This is a genomic window from Actinosynnema sp. NPDC023587 (assembly GCF_040640215.1).
Taxonomy (GTDB): domain Bacteria; phylum Actinomycetota; class Actinomycetes; order Mycobacteriales; family Pseudonocardiaceae; genus Actinosynnema.
Genome location: NZ_JBFABG010000005.1, coordinates 203,121 through 222,324, shown reverse-complemented (window position 1 = coordinate 222,324; position 19,204 = coordinate 203,121). Strand labels below are relative to the sequence as shown.

Annotated in this window: 10 protein-coding genes; 8 read left to right on the top strand and 2 right to left on the bottom strand. The window is 75.4% G+C overall.

The window, feature by feature from the left end; translation table 11 throughout:
- Positions 1 to 38 precede the first annotated feature (38 nt).
- Together AB0G01_RS16675 and AB0G01_RS16670 are read right to left on the bottom strand one after the other, a co-directional pair.
- Entirely contained in the window at positions 39 to 446 is a 408-nt protein-coding gene (locus AB0G01_RS16675) for an MmcQ/YjbR family DNA-binding protein (protein WP_360945915.1), read from the bottom strand.
- A gap of 116 nt (positions 447 to 562) precedes the next feature.
- The gene (locus AB0G01_RS16670) at positions 563 to 1,633 is read right to left on the bottom strand and encodes a hypothetical protein (RefSeq protein ID WP_360945912.1); all 1,071 of its coding nucleotides are present in this window, start codon (positions 1,631 to 1,633) and stop codon (positions 563 to 565) included.
- 622 nt (positions 1,634 to 2,255) lie between these two features.
- Between AB0G01_RS16670 and AB0G01_RS16665 the strand changes: the two genes are divergently transcribed.
- The 8 genes from AB0G01_RS16665 (at position 2,256) to AB0G01_RS16630 (ending at position 19,063) form a co-directional block, all read left to right on the top strand.
- Positions 2,256 to 3,104: a DUF4132 domain-containing protein gene (locus AB0G01_RS16665; RefSeq protein ID WP_360945909.1), complete on the top strand. Its 849-nt coding sequence runs from the start codon at positions 2,256 to 2,258 to the stop codon at positions 3,102 to 3,104.
- The gene (locus AB0G01_RS16660; protein WP_360945906.1) at positions 3,101 to 7,903 is read left to right on the top strand and encodes a hypothetical protein; all 4,803 of its coding nucleotides are present in this window, start codon (positions 3,101 to 3,103) and stop codon (positions 7,901 to 7,903) included. The genes AB0G01_RS16665 and AB0G01_RS16660 overlap by 4 nt, the downstream gene beginning before the upstream one ends.
- Entirely contained in the window at positions 7,900 to 9,042 is a 1,143-nt protein-coding gene (locus AB0G01_RS16655; protein WP_360945903.1) for an AAA family ATPase, read from the top strand. The genes AB0G01_RS16660 and AB0G01_RS16655 overlap by 4 nt, the downstream gene beginning before the upstream one ends.
- Positions 9,023 to 12,880, top strand: coding sequence for a DUF5682 family protein (locus AB0G01_RS16650; protein WP_360945900.1), 3,858 nt, complete (start codon positions 9,023 to 9,025; stop codon positions 12,878 to 12,880). Before AB0G01_RS16655 ends, AB0G01_RS16650 begins: the two co-directional genes overlap by 20 nt.
- Positions 12,877 to 14,733 (top strand): hypothetical protein, encoded by a 1,857-nt coding sequence (locus AB0G01_RS16645; RefSeq protein ID WP_360945897.1) that lies wholly within the window; start codon positions 12,877 to 12,879, stop codon positions 14,731 to 14,733. Before AB0G01_RS16650 ends, AB0G01_RS16645 begins: the two co-directional genes overlap by 4 nt.
- A 556-nt stretch (positions 14,734 to 15,289) precedes the next feature.
- Complete coding sequence (locus AB0G01_RS16640; protein WP_360945894.1) at positions 15,290 to 16,588, top strand: putative glycoside hydrolase family 15 protein; 1,299 nt, start codon at positions 15,290 to 15,292, stop codon at positions 16,586 to 16,588.
- A gap of 37 nt (positions 16,589 to 16,625) precedes the next feature.
- Complete coding sequence (locus tag AB0G01_RS16635; RefSeq protein WP_360945891.1) at positions 16,626 to 17,582, top strand: VOC family protein; 957 nt, start codon at positions 16,626 to 16,628, stop codon at positions 17,580 to 17,582.
- 212 nt (positions 17,583 to 17,794) lie between these two features.
- Positions 17,795 to 19,063, top strand: coding sequence for a helix-turn-helix transcriptional regulator (locus tag AB0G01_RS16630; protein WP_360945888.1), 1,269 nt, complete (start codon positions 17,795 to 17,797; stop codon positions 19,061 to 19,063).
- Positions 19,064 to 19,204 lie beyond the last annotated feature (141 nt).

The window sequence follows — 19,204 nt, the reverse complement described above, 5'->3', positions numbered from 1 at the left end:
GGATGCCCCTCGGTCAGGCCCCGGCGCGGGTCGACGCGTCAGGCCGGCCGGACCACCCGGTCGGCCAGCCTCTTCGGCGCGGACGCGCAGAAGCTCTCCACCAGCAGTTCGCCGACCTCGTCCCAGTCGGTGCCGGCGTCGAGGACCAGGCCGATCGCGGTCGCCGACCAGCGGGGCTTGAAGAACGGGAGCGGCGCGACGCTCAGCGCGACCAGCTCCGGCCCGCCTGCCCGGAAGGTGAGCACGCTGCCCGCGTCCAGGCCCGACGCCTCGGCGTAGGAGGCGGGTTTGCCGCGGTCGATCTCCAGCAGGTGCGCGAAGGGCCGCTGCCCGACCCGCCACCGGGTACCGCGCCACGCCTGCTCCTCCGCCGCCTCCGGCAGCGCCAGGCACCTCGTCCGCACCCGCGCCAGGATCTCCTCCGGCACGTCCGGGTACTCCGCCACGTCAGACCTCCCCGCTCGTCCCGCCCGAGTATCCCGTGCGGACCGCGAATCCCGGCGGTGTTCGGACGATCCGGTCCGGACAGCTCGTCGCGGCGGTGCTTCCCGGTGGAGGAGGGTCACGGAGCGGTCAGCGCCGCGCGGACGCCACGACCGTCCCGTTCGGACTGCCCGGCCGGCCGCTGCCCGGTAAGCAGCCGGATCACCGGGCGGCACACGAAGACCTTGTTGTACAGCCGGTCGTCCAGGCTGGTGAGCAGCCCGAGCCCGACCAGCCGCCGGGTGATCTGGATGGCCGTCTTGACGGTGATCCCGTACCGGGCGATCAGCGTCCGGTGGGTCAGCACCGGAGTGGTGACCAGGTCTCCCGCGACCCGGTACAGGCTCGGCGGTGCGGGGGCGGCGGCCAGGTGCGCGCGGCGCATCCCGACGAGCTCGTCCACCAGGCCCACCTGCGCGAGCGCCTGGGCGCGCAGGCCGTCGGCGAAGAACCCGATCCACTCGTGCAGCGGGCCGCCGCGCACCACCGCCCGGATCTGTTCGTGGTACTCGTGGTGGTGCGTGCCGAGCCGGCGCGACAGCGGGAGGACCTGGTCGCGGAGCAACCCGGTGCGCACCATCTCCAGCGAGGTGAACAAACGGGGTACGTGCCCCTCGACCTCGGGGTAGGGGCGCAGCAGTTCCAGGTGCAGGTGGGCGAGGGCGATCCGGGCCACCCGGGACAGCGGGCCCGGCGCGCGCACGCCGTCGGCCCACGCGGCCAGCGCCGGCCGACCGGTGCCGCCCGGTCCGGAGCGGGTGAGGATCGCGCCGATCTCGCCGAGCAGCTCCGGGCCGATCGGCGCGCCCGCCGCGACCCGCTCGGCCCCGTGCGCGGAGGCGAGGATGAACCGGCCGACCGGGTGCCGGCCGAGCAGGTCGGTCAGCGCGGCCCGGTCGTCGGGCGCGCGGTGGGACAGCAGGTGGAACATCAGCGCCTCGACCGGTTCGTGGTCGTCGTCCGGTGGAGCGCCGGTGTCGCGCGCGTCGCGGATCCGACCGCACAGCACGAGCGTGGAGCGGTCCGCGATCCGTTGCGCGTTCCCGTTGAGGTTGCCCAGTGCGTGCTCGGCTTCGGCCAGCGCCCGGTGGGTCCGGGTCGGCAGTTCGAGGTCCGTCGGTAGCGGGTTCGGCAGGTAGGCGGCGCGCATCTCGCGCAGACTGGCCTAAGTGGAGTCACCGCATCAAATTCCGGAATGCGGCTCCGAAACCGGTTCCGGTCGTCGGTGAACGTGCATCTGCGCGTGCAGGTGCACATGCATTTATCGACGGGGGTGTTTTCCCTGTTCGGCGGGACGGGCGAGCGGGCGCGGCGCGGCGGACGTCGCCCGATCGCGTGTTCGTCGGGCGTGTGGGCCCCGGGCGCGCCGGCGCAGGTCGGAGCGGGTCCACGGTCCTGCCCCGGATACAGTTCACCCCTTCGTGTGACCTTTCGCAGTGGTGTTCCGGTTTTGTGGACCGGCGCTTGTCGCGATGGCGTCCGCAGGCCCGCGGAACTCGCCGGGGATTCCGTTTCCCGACCGACCGGGAACCGCCGCGCGCCACGAGTTGCCGCCCGTCCGTCCGAATTCACGGGTCCGCGCATTGCCGTCGGGGCGGTGCCCGTCCGCGCACGCCCGGTCGGCAGAGCGTGTCCGGCGGCGGCGCGACGGTCCCCCGAAACCGGCCCCCGGGATCACGGCAGGGTTGCGAAACAGCAGGTACGCGGTTTTTGTCGGTGCTCGTCGTTAGCCTCCGGGCAACAACTTCGAACACGACTTCGCAGGAGGAAATGTGGGCTGGCTGGACGCCGGGGCCGGGTACCAGGTGCGGCTGGGGGACGGCGGGCGCGTACAAGCCCGCAACGCCAAGGGCAAGCTGCTGTCCTCGGTGCCCGCGTCCCTCAAGGACGACCCGCAGGTGGTGCAGTTGCGCCAGCTCGCCGAGTGGTTGGTGCGGCACGGTGCGGAGTGCCTGTCCGCTGTGGACGGCTGGATGGTGCGGTCGCTGCCGGTGCCCGCCGCCCTGGTCGTCGAGGTGTGGCCGGACGAGGCGTGGGCGTCGGCGTTGCGCGACCTGGTGGTCGTGGCGGACGGCCAGGTCGGGTTCCTGCGCGACGCGGACGCCGAGCGCGGCCTCGGCGTGGTCACTTTGGACGGTGACACCGTGCGGCTGCGCCCGGAGTCGGTGTCCATCCCGCACCCGGTGCTGCTGGAGGACCTGGAGGAGCTGCGCGAGTTCGGCGCGGAGCTCGGCGTCGAGCAGAAGGTCCAGCAGCTCTTCCGGCAGACCTTCGCGCGCCGCCCGCACGCGGCGGGCAAGACCTCTGTGGACGATTTCTCCGGCGGCAGGTTCGAGCAGCTCACCCACGCGCTCGGCCGGTGCCGCACGCTCGGGTACCCGGTGCGCGGCGGCGACGCGGTGTACTCGGCGTTCGAGGACGGCCGGGTGGTCGAGGCGCGGTTCTGGATCGGCTCGGACTACCCCGAGGGCGAGACCTGGACCGGCGGGCTGAGCTGGACCCTGGAGGACGGGACGGGGCTGCCCCTCGCCGAGGTCGGTCCGGTCGCGTGGTCCGAGGGAATGCGCATGGCCTCGGCGGTCCACGCCGGGCGCGTCGTCGAGGAAGCGGTGGCCCAGTGAGCGAGTACGACGAGAAGGCGCTCATCGGCGCGGGCGCGGTGCTGCCGGGCACGACGGCCGTCGGGCAGGACCGCGACACGATCACCGCCCGCCAATACCGGCACGCGGCGCTGGAAGACCGCGTCGTGGTCCGCCTGGTACCCGCCGTCCTCGGCCGCGCCGAGGACCTGACCTGCGAGTACCTCGGGTTCGGCGAGCCGGCCAGGGTCGCCGACGTCGGCACCGGCCGGCGCGAGGCCCTGGGCTTCCCGGCGTGGGCGCTGGTGAACGACCCGGCCAACGCCCACCACGCGCTCAACCTGGTCAAGGACGTGGAGCGGCTGGCCCGCACCGCGAAGTCCCGGGCCGGCGCGGCCAAGGACGGCTTCACCGCGCTGGGCGAGATGCTCGGCCGCTCCGCACCGCACTTCCTGCCCACGTTCTACGAGCAGGCCGGCCGCATCTTCCTCCAGCACGGCAACCACACCTACGCCGCGACCATGTTCGGCAAGGCGCGCGAGGCGGAGGAGGTGCACGACCTCGGCGTCGACCCGGAGCGCATCCGCGAGGTGTTCCTGGAATTCGCCTTCGCCGGCGCGCTGACCGCGAAGGCGCTGTCCGCGCACTCCAAGGGCCTGGCCCGCAAGTACGAGCCGGTGGCCGCCTACGAGCTGTTCGTGACGCTGTGCGTGGAGCGCACGCGCGGCGGCCTGCCCCCGTACACCGGGATGCCGGAGGACCTGCGCCGGCTCGCCAAGGCCGCGAAGCGCGACCTCGCAGAGGAGGACGAGCGGCTGTTGCGCGCGGTCCTGGAGAGCTCCTCGGTCACCCGCGCGGGCCTCGCCTTCTGGAAGTCCTACCGGGACTCCCTGGTGCGGCTGGCGACGCGGGACGAGCAGGTCCGCGCCCGCCTGCTGACCTTCGTGCCCGCGTCGGTCGCCGTGCTGGACACCTGGCTGGAGATCCTGGGCGCGTGCGGCGCGACCCGCGAACTCGTCGAGCCCGGCGGCGCGGCGGACGCCGCGGAGTGGCTGGCCTCGATGATCGCGGTCCGCGCCAGTGGCTGGCGCGCCACCGGCCGGTCGACGGTCGTGCTGGACCTGGTCGAGGCGATGGCCCCGAGGCTCGCGGCGGAGGGTGTGCCGGTGCGGGCGCTGACCGCCTACCGGCAGGCCGAACTGGACCTGCTCGACGTGCTGGTGGCCCACGCCGTGCCGATCAAGTCGATCGACCGCGCCGTGATCACGGTGAACGTGGCGGGCTGGCTGGCCGACGACGCCGAGGGCCGCCGCGACCTCGCCGCGCTCGCCGCCGACGACTTCCTCGGCCGGGGCCTGGGCAACGGCCTGGTCGACTACTTCCGCGGTACCTCGCGCCAGGGCGTCGTCTCCGCCGACGTGCTGACCTCGGCCGTGTCCGTGCCCGGCCTGCGGCGCGCGCTGCGCGACTGGATCACCCGCAAGGCCGGGCAGCCCGCCGCCGGGCTGCCCGCGCTGGGCGGCTACCTGGACGACCTGGCCGTGCTGAAGCTGCCCGAGGCGTTCGCCGACGTCCCCGAGGCCGCCGACGCGGTGTCCGCGACCGATGTCGCCGCTGCTCTGCACCACACGTTGCGCACCGGCCTGCTGGACGAGCTGGGCTGGCCCGCGCTGGAGGAGGCGGTCGCCCGCCTGACCACCGAGAACCCGCCGAAGGGCGAGGAGCCGAGCCTGGCCGGCGAGGGCTGGCCGGCGCTGGTGCTGCGGCGCGGCGAGACGTTCGTGGTGGCCGGTCCGGACGGCGTGCTCGCCGAGCACGTGGCGCGCATCCCGGCCGACGACCGGCGCGCGTGGTCCTACCGCCCGGCCGGGTCCTGGTTCGACGGCAGGCTGCTGGTCCGCTGGCGCGGCGAGGACGAGGCGCGGGCGTACTGGAGCGACGCGCCCGACCACGTCTTCGTCCCGACGTCCGGCTCCGGCCCGTACCACCGGCCCACCGCCGGCGACCCGTCGATCGGCCTGCCCGACGGGTCGCGGTTCGCGGGTCGCCGCGCGGTGCGGCCGGGCGACACCCAGATCGACGACGGGCGTCCGGCCCACGGCGACGGCACGTCCCTGTGGGCCTGCTTCCACCGCGACGGCGAGTGGCGCTGGAGCGAGGTCGACCCGGCCACCGGCGAGGTCGGCCGGGCGAGCCTGCCCCGGTTCCTGGAGGACTTCGCGGCCGACGGCGCGAAGCTCGACCTCCCGCGCTGCGCCCTGCGGCCGGTCGTCGAGGGGACGGCGAACAGCCCGCTCGGCGCGGCCGGCGGACTGCACGGCTGGCGGCTCCGGACAGAGGCCGACGGCTCCTGGCTGGGTGAGGGCGTCGACGGCCGCCGGGTCCGGCTGCCCCGGGGCTCGCGCGCGCCGTCCGGGGTGCTCGACCTGCCCGGCAGCCGGTTGGTGCTCGCCACCAACGACAACGCGGCGACGCTGCTGGACGACGAGGGCGTCGTGCTCGGCGTGGTGGGCTTCGGCGACCGGCACCAGAGGTACGCGGCCGGCACGCCGCTGGTGCCCCCGCTGCACTGGTGGCACCTGCTGCGACCACGGGACGAGGCCGGTTCCGCCGCGTTGCGCGCCGTGACGCGCGAGGCCGTGGACGCGGTGCTCACGGCGGCCCTGGCCGAGAACGGCGAGAAGCCGAACCGCCGCAAGCGGCTGCTCGCGCTGGTTCGCGGCGAGCAGGACGACCTGGCCTCGGCCGTCGCGTCCGCCCTGCCCGGCCTCACCGATCCCGCGCTGCTCGCGGGCGTGCTGGACGTCGTCCGGCGGGCCGCGAGGCTGCTCAGCGGCTACCGGGACTACGCCGGGATCGCGGCGGAGGCGCGCAAGGTCGACTCGTCGGTCTTCGCCCCGGCCGGGCCCGTGGTGGTCGAGGACGACGTGACCGCCGCGCTGAGCTGGTTCGGCAACCTGCGCGTCAGCCGCAACCAGCTCCGCACCACGCTGCCCGAGCTGATCGCGGCCCTGGCCGGGACGGCGGCCCAGGCGAAGCCGGAAGCCCGCGCCCTGCCCGAGGCGGGCAACGCGGGGTGGTGCGACCTGCTGCCCGTGCTGGGTGCGGTCGCGCACCGCGCGGCGTCTCCGCTCACCCCGGCCGAGGTCCGCCAGGCGGCGGTCCTGGTGCTGCGGTCGGTCGCGGACAGCGGCCTGGTCGACGGCACCGGCCACTGGCGCACGGTCGCCGTGACGGTGCCGGTCGGCGACCCACCGCCGACCCACCGCGTCACCCCGGTCAAGGACGGGTTCCTCGCCCTGTTCTTCGAGCGGCGGCGGCGCGATGCGTTCAACCGGTACGAGGGCGTGCAGTTCACCCGCACCCCCGGCCGGTTCGAGCTGCCGCGCAAGTGGCAGCTCGAACGCTCCGAGGAGATCCGCCCGGCGTTCGGCCGCGCCCAGGTCGACCGGTTCCTCGCGGTGCTGGCCGAACGCGGTCCCGCGCCGTGGCACGCCGAGTCGGTGCCCGCGCTGGCCGCCGCGACGGGCCTGGGCACCGCCGAGGCGACCGTGGTGCTGGCCGGCATGGTCGGCGTCGACCGGTGGGACGCGCACTACCTGAGCACCGAGGACCGCAAGCTGCTCGGCTTGTCGCCGGCGGGCGCGAAGACGGCCAAGGAACGACTGCGCCGGATGGACGACCGCTTCCGCCGCCGGCTGCTGGCGGCCTCGCTGCCCGCCGACCCGGCCGACCTCTGGACCACGGGCCCCGACGCGGCGGCGGTCGCCGAGGTGTGGGTGGCCGAGCTCGGTCGGCGCAACCCCACCCCGGACGACGTGCTGTCCGACGCGGCGAAGCTGCTGCCGCTGACCACCTCGGGCGAGTACGTGACCGGTGTGCTCAACCCGGGCACCACCGCGTGGCTCACCGAGAACGCCGACCTGCGGGTCAAGGGCACGGCGCTGGAGGCCCGGAACTGGTCCGGGTTCACCGAGTCGACCTTGCGGACCGTGCCGGAGGTGCTGCTGTGGCTGGCCCAGCGGCTCCCGGCGGGCTCCCCGCTGCGCGCCGAACTGCCCGAGGCGCTGGCACTGGCCCGGCAGCGGGTGGCCGATCCCGGTTTCGCGGTCGACCTGGGCGGCTGGGTCGGCAACGAGCCGCTCCGGTCGCTGCTCGGTGTCGAACCGCCGGGTGTCGGGGTGGCCGTCGACCACCGGGGCTGGCTGCACCTGCTCGGCACCCACGAGGGGTTCTGCCGGGTGGTGGCGCGGCCGGGCCTGGTCGGGCCGGAGGACCGCGACGTGTTCCACGCCCTGGTCGAGCTGACCAGCTCGCAGGGCACCGGGCGTGCGCTGGAGCTGCTGGCCGACCCGGGCCTGACGGCGGCGTGCGCGGTGCCGCCGACCGGTGACCCGGAGTCCTACCACCAGGTGCCGGGCCCGGAGCTGGTGGCCGAGGTCGTCGCGAAGTCCGGGCTGGGCGAGGACGCGGCGCTCCTCTACCTCCAACTGCTGGCGCTGCCCGACCCGACCGACGCGAACGTGACCCGGTGGACCGGGTGGAAGCCCGCGCGGCTGCGCAAGGCGCGGGCGGAACTGGCCGGGACGGACCTGGTGCTGACCGCGAAGCGCGCCCGCGCGGGCCGGTCGCTGTTCCTGCCCGGCGGCTGGCTCGCGCTGGCGAGCCCGCACCTCCCGCTGGAGTCGTGGAAGGCACCGATGTTCGGCTTCACCCGCCAGCCCCACGGCGTGGTGGTGGCCCGCGAGCCCGTCGCCGCCCTGTTCGCCCGCGCCTGGCAGCGCGTGCTGGACGGCGACACGCCCGCCTACGAAGAGCTCAAGACCGGAGGACGCAGGTGACCGCCGCACGGCAGATCGACCCGGCCGAGGACGCCCACGCCGAGGAGCTGGCGTTTCTGGCCGCCTTCGACGACGGTCGCAAGCCGCCCGGCTGGCGGCTCACGCCGCGCGCCGTCGTCACGTTCATCGCCGGCAGCGGCGGCGACGCGCTGGCGCTGCCCAAGCCGGTGGCGGGCCTGCCGACCCGGCTGGCGATCAGCCCGAAGTTCGTCGGCGAGCGGGCGCTGGTGGAGCGCGCCGTGGTCACCCTCGCCGGCGAGCGCGGCCTGTTGCTGGTCGGCGAGCCCGGCACGGCGAAGTCGATGCTGTCCGAACTGCTCGCCGCCGCCGTGTGCGGCAGCAGCCAGCTCGTGGTGCAGGGCACGGCGGGCACCACCGAGGACCAGCTCCGCTACGGCTGGAACTACGCGATGCTGCTCGCCGAGGGGCCGAGCCCGCGAGCGCTGGTCCCGTCGCCGGTGTTCACCGCGATGCGGACCGGCGGCGTGGTGCGGGTGGAAGAGGTCACCCGCTGCCTGCCGGAGGTGCAGGACGCCCTGGTGTCGATCCTGTCCGACCGGCGGATCGCGGTGCCCGAGCTGTCCGGCACGGACGGCGCGACGGTGCACGCCGCGCCGGGCTTCACCGTGATCGCGACGGCGAACCTGCGGGACCGGGGCGTGTCGGAGATGTCGGCCGCCCTCAAGCGCCGGTTCAACTTCGAGGCCGTCGGCCCGATCGGCGACCTGGCCGCCGAGACCGCCCTCGTCCGGCGGCAGGCGAGGGCGGCGCTGGACCGCGTGCAGGCACCGTTCGCGGTGGACGACGTGGTGCTGGAGGTGCTGGTCACCGCCTTCCGGGACCTGCGCAACGGGGTGTCGGAGGAGGGCTGGGCGGTCGAGCGGCCCTCCACCGTGATGAGCACCGCCGAGGCGGTGTCGGTGGCGACGTCGCTGGGCCTCGCGGACGCCTACTTCCCGGGCGACCGCGACCCGCTGTCGCTGCTGCCCGGCCACCTGCTGGGCGTGGTCCGCAAGGACGACCCCGCCGACGCGGCCCGGCTGCTGGGCTACTGGGACGGCGCGGTGCGCCGCCGCGCCGAGAGCGGCGCACGCACCTGGCGAAGGCTGTGGGAGCTCCGTGACGTCCTCGACGCGTGACCCCGACGCGGTCCGGAACGGCCGCCGGCCCGCCGACGCGAACCCCGCGTCGGCGGGCCGCCCGCCGGCACCCGGACCCACCGCACCCGATCCCACGGCACCCGATCCCACGGCACCTGATCTCGCCGAGCCAACCACCGAGCCGGACCGGGCGTCCGGTCCCGCGCGCGGTGCCGGGTCGTCCGCAGCGGCCGTCGAGTCGTTCCTGGACGGTTCGGCGGAGGACGACCTGGCCGTCGCCGAGCGGTTGGCGGGCCACCGCGAGCCGTTCCTGATCGGGGTCCGGCACCACTCGCCGGCGCTGGCGGCCGTGATGCCCGAACTGCTCGCGGCGGCCGACCCCGAGGTGCTGCTGATCGAGCTCCCCGAGGAGCTCGGCGAGTGGCTGCCGCACCTGGCGGACCCGGAGCTGACCGCACCGGTCGCGCTGTCCGGTGCGCGGCGGGACGGGGGGAGCCTGGCGTTCTACCCGTTCGCGGACTTCTCGCCCGAGCTCGCCGCGATCCGCTGGGCCCGCCGCAACGGCGTCGAGGTGCGGCCGTGCGACCTGCCGCTGGCGGTCCGCGCCGGCGGCTACCCGGGCTCCCGTGCGGGTGCGTCGCCGCTGGCTGACGCCCTGCGCCGGGCGGTGACCGGGCGCGACGGCGACGACCTGTGGGACCGCCTGGTGGAGGCGTGCGCCCCCGGCCAGACGGCGGAGGCGGTCCGGCGGGCGGCGCTGCTGGTCGGCTGGGCGCTGCGCCGGGACGCGTCCGGCGGTCCCGGGGTGGACCGGTTCGACCTGCGTCGCGAAGAGTGGATGAGGCGGGCGGTCGCCCGCGCGGACGGCCGCCGGGTCGCCGCCGTGATCGGGTCGTTCCACGCGGCGGCCCTCCTGGGCGGTCCCGACGTGCCGGATGACGTGCCGGAGGTCGTGCGCACCGACGCGGACGTGGTGACCTCCCTCGTCCCGTACGGCTTCGCGCTGCTGGACGAGCGTTCGGGCTACCCGGCGGGCATCCGCGACCCGGAGTGGCAGCAGGCGGTGCTGGAAGCCCGGGGTGACCCCGCCGCGATCGAGCACGCCGCCGCGTCGGTGATCGTCCGGATCTGCTCGCGGGTCCGCGAACTCGGCCACCCGGCCGGTCCCGGCGAGGCCCGCGAGGCGCTGCGGCTGGCCGTCGACCTGGCCCGGCTGCGGGGGCTGCCCGCACCGGGGCGGGGCGAGGTGGTGGAGGCCGTGCAGAGCGTGCTGACCCACGCCGAACCGCTCGGGCGCGGGCGGGTCGTCGCCCGCGCCGCCGGTGACGTCCTGGTGGGCCGCCGGTCCGGCGTGCTCGCACCGGGCACGCCGCGCTCCGGCCTGGCCCCGGCGGTCGAGGCGCTGCTGACCGAACTGCGGTTGCCCGGTCCGGACGCGCGGGAACCGGCGGTGCTCCGCCTGGACCCGCTGCGCTCGGACCTGGACGCGCGGCGCGAGATCACCCTGCGCCGGCTGGCCGTGCTGGGCGTGCCCTACGCCGAGCGGACCGCGACCACGGGTGTCGGCGGCGGTGACGCGCTGACCACCCGGTGGACCGCGACCTGGACCCCGTCTACGGCGGCGACGCTGCCGGTGGCCGGGTTGTGGGGCGCGACGCTCCCGCAAGCCGCTCTCGGGCGGTTGCGGGCCCGGCGCGCGGAGCGGGAGCGGGCCGGCGGGCACACCCCGGCGGAAGCGCTGGCCGACCTGGCGGACGCCGCCGCGTGCGGCCTGCCCGACCTGGTCGGCGAGGTGCTGACCGACGTCGGGGCGGTGCTGCCGGCCGCCGGGACGCTGCGCGACCTGCTGGCGGGTCTGGACCTGCTCGACCGGTTGCGCGCCGGGCACGTGCCCGGCACCCCGCCGGACGTGCTCGACGGGCACCCGTTGCTGGCGCGGGAGCTGGAGACGGCAGCCGTCGCCCAGGTGGCGGGCCTGGCCGGCTCCGAGGACCCGGCGGACGCCCACGCGCTGGTCGAACTGGGCCAGCGGCACGACACGCACGGCACCGGCATCCGCCTGTCCTCCACCCTGCGGCACCTGGCCGACGAGGGCGTCCCGCTGATCGCGGGCGCGGCCGGCGCGGTCCGGGTCCTGCTGGGGCTCACGACGCCCGCCGAGCTGGGCGAGCGCATCGCGTCCTGGATCGACACCGCCACCACACCGGACCGGCGGTCGGTGCTCAAGCAGGGGCTCACCGGAGTCCTGGCGGCGGCGACCCCGCTGCTGGAGACGACGGAAGCCCTGGAACCGCTGCTGACCCGGGTGGAAGCGTTGGGGGACAAGGACTTCCTGCAACGCCTACCCGCCCTGCGCGGGGCGTTCACCTCGGTCGGCCCGGCGGCGCGGGCCCGCGTCCTGGCGGTGGTGGAGCAGCGCACGGGCGACCGCGTGGACGCGGCCGGCGCTCCGGACCCGGAACTGCTCGCCGTCTGGCTGGACGCGGAGCACACCGCGCTGGAAGCCCTGCGATGCCACGGCCTCGGCCGTCCCGCGCTGTCCACAGTGGACGACCCGACGACGCACCCGACCCCGTCCGGCAGTGCGTCGTCACCCGAGACATCGTCGGTCGACGCGTCGTCACCCGAGACATCGCCGGTCGGCGCGGCACCACCCAGCGCGGCACCACTCGACAAAGCCACACCCGACGCGGCACCAGCTTCGGCGGCGGGCGGCGTGGGTGACCCGGTCGAACCGGACGCGCCGGTCGCGGACGCGCCGGTCGAGACCGGTGCGGGTCCGCTCGCCGCGACCGTGCGCTGGCGGCTGGTCCTCGGCGCGCGCGGCGATCGCCCGGCCGGGGGCGCGCGGTACGCCGCCGCACTGGACGAGCTCTACGGGCGGGACCGGGGCGAGGGCGCGGCGACCGGCGGCGGGCTCGGGGCGGACCTGTCGTCGCCGTTCCCGGACGTCCGGGAGTGGTCCGACGAGCTCGTCACCCTGTTCGGGGACCGGGTGCGCGAAGAGGTCCTGGCCGCCGCCGCCGAAGGCGGCCGGCTCGAAGCCGCGCTGGAGATCGACGCGGGTTCGGTGCGCCCGTCCGTCGAGCTGCTGCGCAACGTCCTGTCGCTGGCCGGCGGGTTGTCCGAACACGCCTTGGCCCGTCTGCGCCCGTTGGTGGAGCGGCTGGTCCGGGAACTCACCGCGCAGTTGGCCAACCGGGTGCGCCCGGCGCTGACCGGCATCCAGTTGCCGACGCCGACCCGCCGCCCCGGCGGGAAGCTGGACCTGCCGCGCACCGTCCGGGCGAACCTGGCCACGGCCCGCCGCGATCGGAACGGCCGCGTGCTGGTCGTGCCCGAACGCCCGGTGTTCCGCACCCGGGGCCGGCGGTCGGCGGACTGGCGGCTGGTGCTCGTGGTGGACGTGTCGGGCTCGATGGAGGCGTCCACGGTCTGGTCGGCGCTCACCGCCGCCGTGTTCGCCGGGGTGCCGTCGCTGTCGACGCACTTCCTGGCGTTCTCCACGGAGGTGGTGGACCTGAGCGACCGGGTGGCCGATCCGCTGTCCCTGCTGCTGGAGGTGCGCGTCGGCGGTGGCACGCACATCGCGGGCGCGCTGCGGCACGCCCGCTCGGTGGTGACCGTGCCGGAACGGACGATGGTCGTGCTGGTCAGCGATTTCGAGGAGGGAGGGCCGGTGTCGTCGCTGGTCGGGCAGGTGCGCGAGCTCGTGGCGTCCGGGGTGACCGTGCTCGGCTGCGCGAGCCTGGACGACAAGGGCAGCGCGCGCTATTCGACGTCCGTGGCGGGCGCGTTGGTGGCGGCCGGGATGCCGGTCGCCGCGCTGAGCCCGCTGGAACTGGCCCGCTGGGTGGGGGAGAAGGTGCGCGGATGACCCTGCCCCCGGTGGCACCCGCCGTGGTGGCGGACGTGCTCGACGCGCTCCCGCCCCGGCTGCGCAAGCGGATCGACACCGCGCTCGACAAGGCGGCGACGTGGGAGGTGACGTCGTCCGACGACTCGGCCCGCGCCGAGCTGGACGCCGACACCGCCCTCACCTGGCACCTCGTCGGCGGTATCCTCGCCGATGCCGACGACCTGGTGTGCAGTTGCCTGCTCGCACCCCGCTGCCTGCACCGTGGCGTGGCGGTGGCGGCGGCCCCCGTAGCCGACACCGCGCCGCCCGACGAGCAGACAACGGCTCACGAGCAGACAACGGCCGATAACGGGGCAACGCCCGGCGACCGGACAACCCCCGAGGGCACGGCGTCCGGTCCGGCCGCCCACGACGGTCCGGTCGGTCGTGGCGGGCCAGCCGGTCCGACCGCCGGGGTGGCCGACGCACTGCCCGAACCCCCCGTCACGGTGGCCGCCGGCGAACGGGCGGCGGCGGCGTTGTGGGAGGCGTGCACGACGGTCCTCCGCGCGGGCGCGCAGGGCAGCGGCGCGGTGGTGCGGGCCGAACTGCTGCGGGCCGTGCACACCGCGCGGGTCGCGGGCCTGCACCGGGCGTCGGCGGCCGGTCTGCGGATCGCGTCGGCGCTGGCCGGGGCGCGGGCGGGGGACTCGACCTTCGACCGCGAAATCCTCACCGCCGAACTGGTGGACCTGCTGCTGCTGTGCCACGACCTGCGCACCGCACCCGAGGCCACGTCCGAACTGCGCGGCACCGCGCGGCGCGAGTACCGCCCGATCGGTTCGTTGCGGCTCTACGGGCTGTGCACCGAGGCCGTGGTCACCACGTCCGGCTACGGCGGCGTGGTCACGCACCTGGTGGACGACGCGGGCGGCCTCTGGACCGTCCCGGCGATCATGCCGGGCGGCCCGGAACGGGTGCGGGCCGCCGCCGGGGGTCCGGTGGCGATCGGCGAGTCCGGTCTCTCCCACCACGAGCTGGGCCGGCTGGGGCTGCTGCTGTCCGGTGGCACGGCCTCGCCCGACCGCAGGCTCGGCGCGGGCAAGGCGGTCCGGGCGGTGCGGGCCTCCGGGGCGGCGTGGGACGCCGACCCGCTGGCCCGGCTGTGGGCCGAGCCGGTGGCCGACCAGGTGGCCCGCGCCTTCCACGCCGGCACCCGGCCGGACACCCACCGGCCGGCCGGTGCCGACCTGCTGTTCGTGGAGGGCGAGGTGCTCGGCGCGGCGGGCAGCGCGCTCCGGCTGGCGACCGGCTCCGGCGCGCTCGACCTGATCGGCGACGGCGACCGCACCCGGGAGAACCTGCGGGTGCTGGCCACCGCCGAAGGGGTCGACCTGCGGGTCGTGGCCCGCCTGCGGCCGGACCGGCCGGGCACCGCCGTGGCGCTGGCCGTCGCCGGCGACCTGGCGCTGCCCTCGGGCCTGCACGGGCACGTCGACCTGGGCCTGGACCGGTTGCAGCGCTCGAACGTGGCGGGCGGCGCGCACGCCCTGCCGCCGCGCCCCGCGCCGGCCGACCGGGTGCCGCCGCCGTTGCGGCCCCTGGAGAACGTCCTGCACCGGGTGACGTTGGGCGGCCGGGCGGTGGCGGCCGTCGCGTCCGCCTCGCGCGACGTCACCGCGTTGTCCCGCACGGGCCTGACCACGACCGCCGAACTCCTGGCCGACCTGGCGCTGTCCTCCCGCGACCGGGAGCGCGACGCGTTCGGCCGGGTGGTGCGGGACGCGGGCGACGCGTTCCCGACCGCGTGGCTGCGGGCCGGCCTGCACGTCCGCGAGTTCACCCGCGCGGTGGCCCGGCGGGCGTGGCTGGACGTGGTGAGTCCGTCGTAGCGGGTCCGCCGCGACCCGGTCGGCGCTCGGCCCGCGTGCCGAGAGCCGGAGAGCCGGAGAGCCGGAGCGCCGGAGAGCCCCGAACGTCCCCTGTGGACGTCCCTGGAGGACGTCCACAGGGGACGTCCTCACGGGACTCACTGTCGGGTAACACGTCAGTGGACCAAACGTGGTGGCCCGGCTCCGGCTCGGTTTTCGGGACCACTCCGGGCAACCCCGGCCGATTTCGGGTGATCGTCACCGGAAGATCCACACCGGCTCATGCCAGGCGTTTTCCAGGTCAATCCGAATAATCCCGGGAATCGGCGGTTCAAACCACATTCCTCAACACGCCCACGGTCGGGGGTAATAGCTCCGCAGGGCCTCGAAGTTGATTCCACGCCAGACCGAACGGGTACCCGAACCAGTGAGGACAGGGCAGGTTCGGCCCGCCGGAACGTGCGCACCACCACGCGTCCCGCCCGTCTGACCTGCGTCAACAGTGAGGACTGGCACAGCCTCACGGTCGGCGACCGAGGTCGTGGAATCGTGCGGCGGAGGTTCGGCGAGGTGAACCATGACCATTTTTCCCTCCGAGGCAGTGGGCGCGCGGCAGATCCGTAGGCGGATGACCGGCGCGCTCGGCGCACTGGGCGTCGCGGCGGCGCTGATGATCGTCCCCGGTTCGTCGGCGAATGCGGCACAACCTTCCACGGCGGACGCCGGAACAGGCGCTCGGGCCGCCGGGACCGGGACCGCGCGATCGTTCTGGCTGCACCTGAACAGCACTCCGGTGAGTGATGCGATGGCGGCCTCCGAGGCGAAGCGGCACGCGTACATCGTGCTCAACGCCTGGGAAGGCGACCTGCTCAAGAAGCTCAAGGCGAGCGATCCGCAGGTCCAGGTGTTCGTCTACAAAGACCTCTCCTCGACCCGTGGCTACGCGTGCAAGAACGGCGTGGACGACCAGCACCTCCCGGCCGGGGTCGGGTACTGCGCCGCCGACCGCGACCACCCGGACTGGTTCCTCCTCGGTCCGGACGGCCGGCGGTTCGAGTACGGCGGGTACAGCGGGCACTGGCAGATGGACATCGGCAACACCGCCTACCAGGACGCCTGGGCGGGCAACGTCATCGCGGACAGCAGGGCGACCGGGTTCGACGGCGTCTTCATGGACAACGCGCTGTTCCCGTGCGACGCCTACCACTCCGGTGTCTGCCCGGCCAAGTACCCGACCGACGCCCAGTTCCAGGACGCCTACAAGGCGATGCTGGCCGCGATGAAGGGCCGGTTCGCGGAGGCGGGGCTGACCACGGTCGCGAACCTCTCCAACGCACGCCTGCACAACGGCGCGTGGGACGCCTACACCGAGCACCTCGACGGCGGGTTCGACGAGTGGTGGCTGGCCTTCGACAACACGAACCTGCTGCCCGAGTACGCCGAGGGCTGGAGCCGCCAGGTCGCGGAGATCACCTCCAACGAGGCGCGCGGCAAGATCACCTGGGTCCAGCCGCACTTCAGCCCGGGGCAGGACAAGCCGCAGCGCTACGCGATGGCCGGCTACTTCCTGGGCACGGGCGACAAGGCCGCGATCGCCGAGGTGGAGACCACGGACGACTACGGCGACCCGACCGCGCGCAGCCCCATGTACCGCTGGAACCTGGGCACGCCGACCGGCGCGTACCGCTCGGTGGCGACCAACGTGTTCCGACGGGACTTCACCTGCGGCACGGTGATCGTCAACGCGAACGGTGACCAGAGCAGCCCCGTGCGGCTCGGCCTCGGCGCGGACCTCACCAACGAGCGCGGCTCGCGGGTGTCCACCGTGACGCTGGCGGGCACGTCGGGAACGGTGCTGCGCAAGACCTGCGGGTAGCCCCGCCGAGCGGTGGTGGCGGGCTACCTTGATCAGCATGGGTTCCGACATCACCGGACTGCACCACGTCGGGCACGTCGTCCGAGACCTGGCCGAGGCGCTGGCCCTCTACCGCCGCCTCGGCTTCGTCGTGCCGCCGCCCGCCTACCCGGCGATGGCACCGTGCGAAGGGGCCGCGCCGGAGCCGTTCGGCGCGGCCAACACGCACGCCGACTTCGCCCGCGACTTCGTGGAGCTGGCGACACCGGTCGATCCGGGTGCGCGTCTGCCCGACGACGCGACACTCGTCCCGCTGCACGCCCCGCCGGACGTGCTGCCCGTCCTCCTCGAACGGATCGCCGCCACCAGCGCCAACCTCGCGACGTGCCTGGACCGCTTCGAGGGCCTGCACATCCTGATGTTCTCCTCCTCCGACGTGGACGGCACGGCCGCGCGGCTGACCGCCGCCGGCGTGCGCCACGGCGGCGTGAACGCGGTGCGCCGCCCGGTCCGGCCCGACCTGGTGGAGACCGTCCGCTACCTGGAGGTCGACGGCGAGCGGGCCGGTGTGGTGGCGGAAGGCCGGATCGGCGTCGTGGCCGACCTCGACCCGGAGATCCAGGCGACCCGCGTGCCGGCGCACCCCAACGGCGCGGTGGCGCTGCTGGAGGCCGTGCTGTGCGTGCCCGTCGCCGACCTGGCCGAGGTCGAGGCGCGCTACCGGCGCTACCTCGACGTCGACCCGGTGGACGAGGGCGTCACGCGGGTGTTCGCCGTGGGGTCGGCGCGGCTGACCCTGGTCGCGGACCGCGATCTCGGTGCGCTCCTGCCCGGCGAACGGGCGGTGGCGGTACCGGCGCTGGTGGCGTTCACCGTCGGCGTGACCGATCGGGCGGTCACCGCCCGCTACTTCCACGAGCACGGGCTCCCGTTCGAGATAGCCGATTCGGGTGACATGTTCGTGCCGGCCCGGTCGGCGCTCGGAGCCGCCGTAATCTTCCGTCACATGGCCTGAGAGCAGGGCGCACCACCCTGCCGAACTGCGGAGCAGGAGCACGGAGCGGTTTCCGGCGGCGTTGTCGGCCGGTGGTGGTGCGCATCTGCTCCAGGCACGGAGTCGGCGTCCGGGTGCGCGCGGCGGTGTTGACTGGCAGTGACCTTCCCGGGTGAGCGGGTCGCTCGACCCGGGGACGGCACGGCCGGCCAGACGGGCGCGAGGGGAGCGGCATGGGTGATCCGGACTTACGGCCACCGCTGTCGGGTGGCGGCGCGACTCCACCGTTCGAGGTCTTCCTCCCCCCGGCGCGAAGCCGCTACCACGACGGCACGGCGGCCGGGTCGACCCCGCCGCGCCGGTGTCCCGCCGACCGGGCGCTGCGCCTGCTGGTGTCGGGGCACGACCGGGTGGCCGCCGTCCGGTGCGCGGAGGACGCGCTCGAAGACGACGTGTGCCGGCGGGACGCGTGGTGCGTGACGCGGGCGCTGACGACGTTGATCTACGGCGGTGAGCTGGTGGCCGCCGACGAGCAGGGCCTGAGGCTCGCCGACCGGGACGGGACGACGGGCGTGGTCACGTTGCTGCGCGCCCGGGTGGCCCGGCTGTGCGGTGACGTCGACCGGGCGCACCACCTGCTCGGCGCGCTGGCCGAGTCGGCCGCCGGACCCGGCATCCGCCTGGTGGCGGCCGGCTGGTCGGTCGAGCTGCTGGCCGAGTGCGGGGACGTGGGCGGCGCGCGGGCGCTGGCGGTGCGCCACGGGCTGGACCGGGCACCGGCCGAGGCCGCCGGGTGCCGCCCGGTGCTGCTCGCCGCGCGCGGCGCGGTGGCGATGGCGGCGGGCCGGTTCGCCGACGCGGTGGCGGACTACCTGGTGTGCGGGCGCGAGCTGATCGCCCGGGGCGTGGTGAACCCGGCGGTGCTGCCGTGGCGCAGCGAGGCCGCGTTGGGCGCGCACGCCGCCGGGCGGCGCGGGGTGGCGTCCGCGCTGGCCCGCCAGGAGTACTCGGCGGCGGTGTCCTGGGGCGAGTCGCGGACCGTGGGGCGTGCGCTGTCGGCGGTGGCGATCGTGGCCGCCGACGGCCGCGACGTGGAGCTGCTCGGCGAGGCCGGGCGGTTGCTGGAACTCGCGCACGCGTGGCCGGAACTGGGCCGGGTCGGCTACGAGCTGGGCGTGCGACTGGCCGGGCGCGGTGAGGTGGCGGCGGCCCGCCACCAGCTCGACCGGGCCCGCGCGCTGGCCGGCCGGGTGGGCGACGTGGACCGGGCCGCTCAGGCGGCGCGGGCTTTGGCGGACCTCGCGCCACCCCGCCGCCGGCCGCTGACCCGGCAACAGGCGCGGATCACGCGACTGGCCGTCGCGGGCTACTCCGACGAGGAAATCGCGGCGGCACTGTCCCTCGCGCTGCGCACGGTCGAATCCCACCTCTCCAGCATCTACGACAAGTTCGGGATCACCGGGCGGGACGAACTGCGCGCGGCGCTCGGCACCTGCGCCTGAACGTCCGGCCGCCCCTGGCCGCAGCGGTGGGGGGGGGGGGGGGGGGGCCCCCCCGCCCCCCCCCCCCCCCCCCCCCCCCCCCCCCGCAGCGCCCCCCCCCGCGCGCGGGCCCCCCCCCCCCCGCCCCCCCGCCGCCCCCCC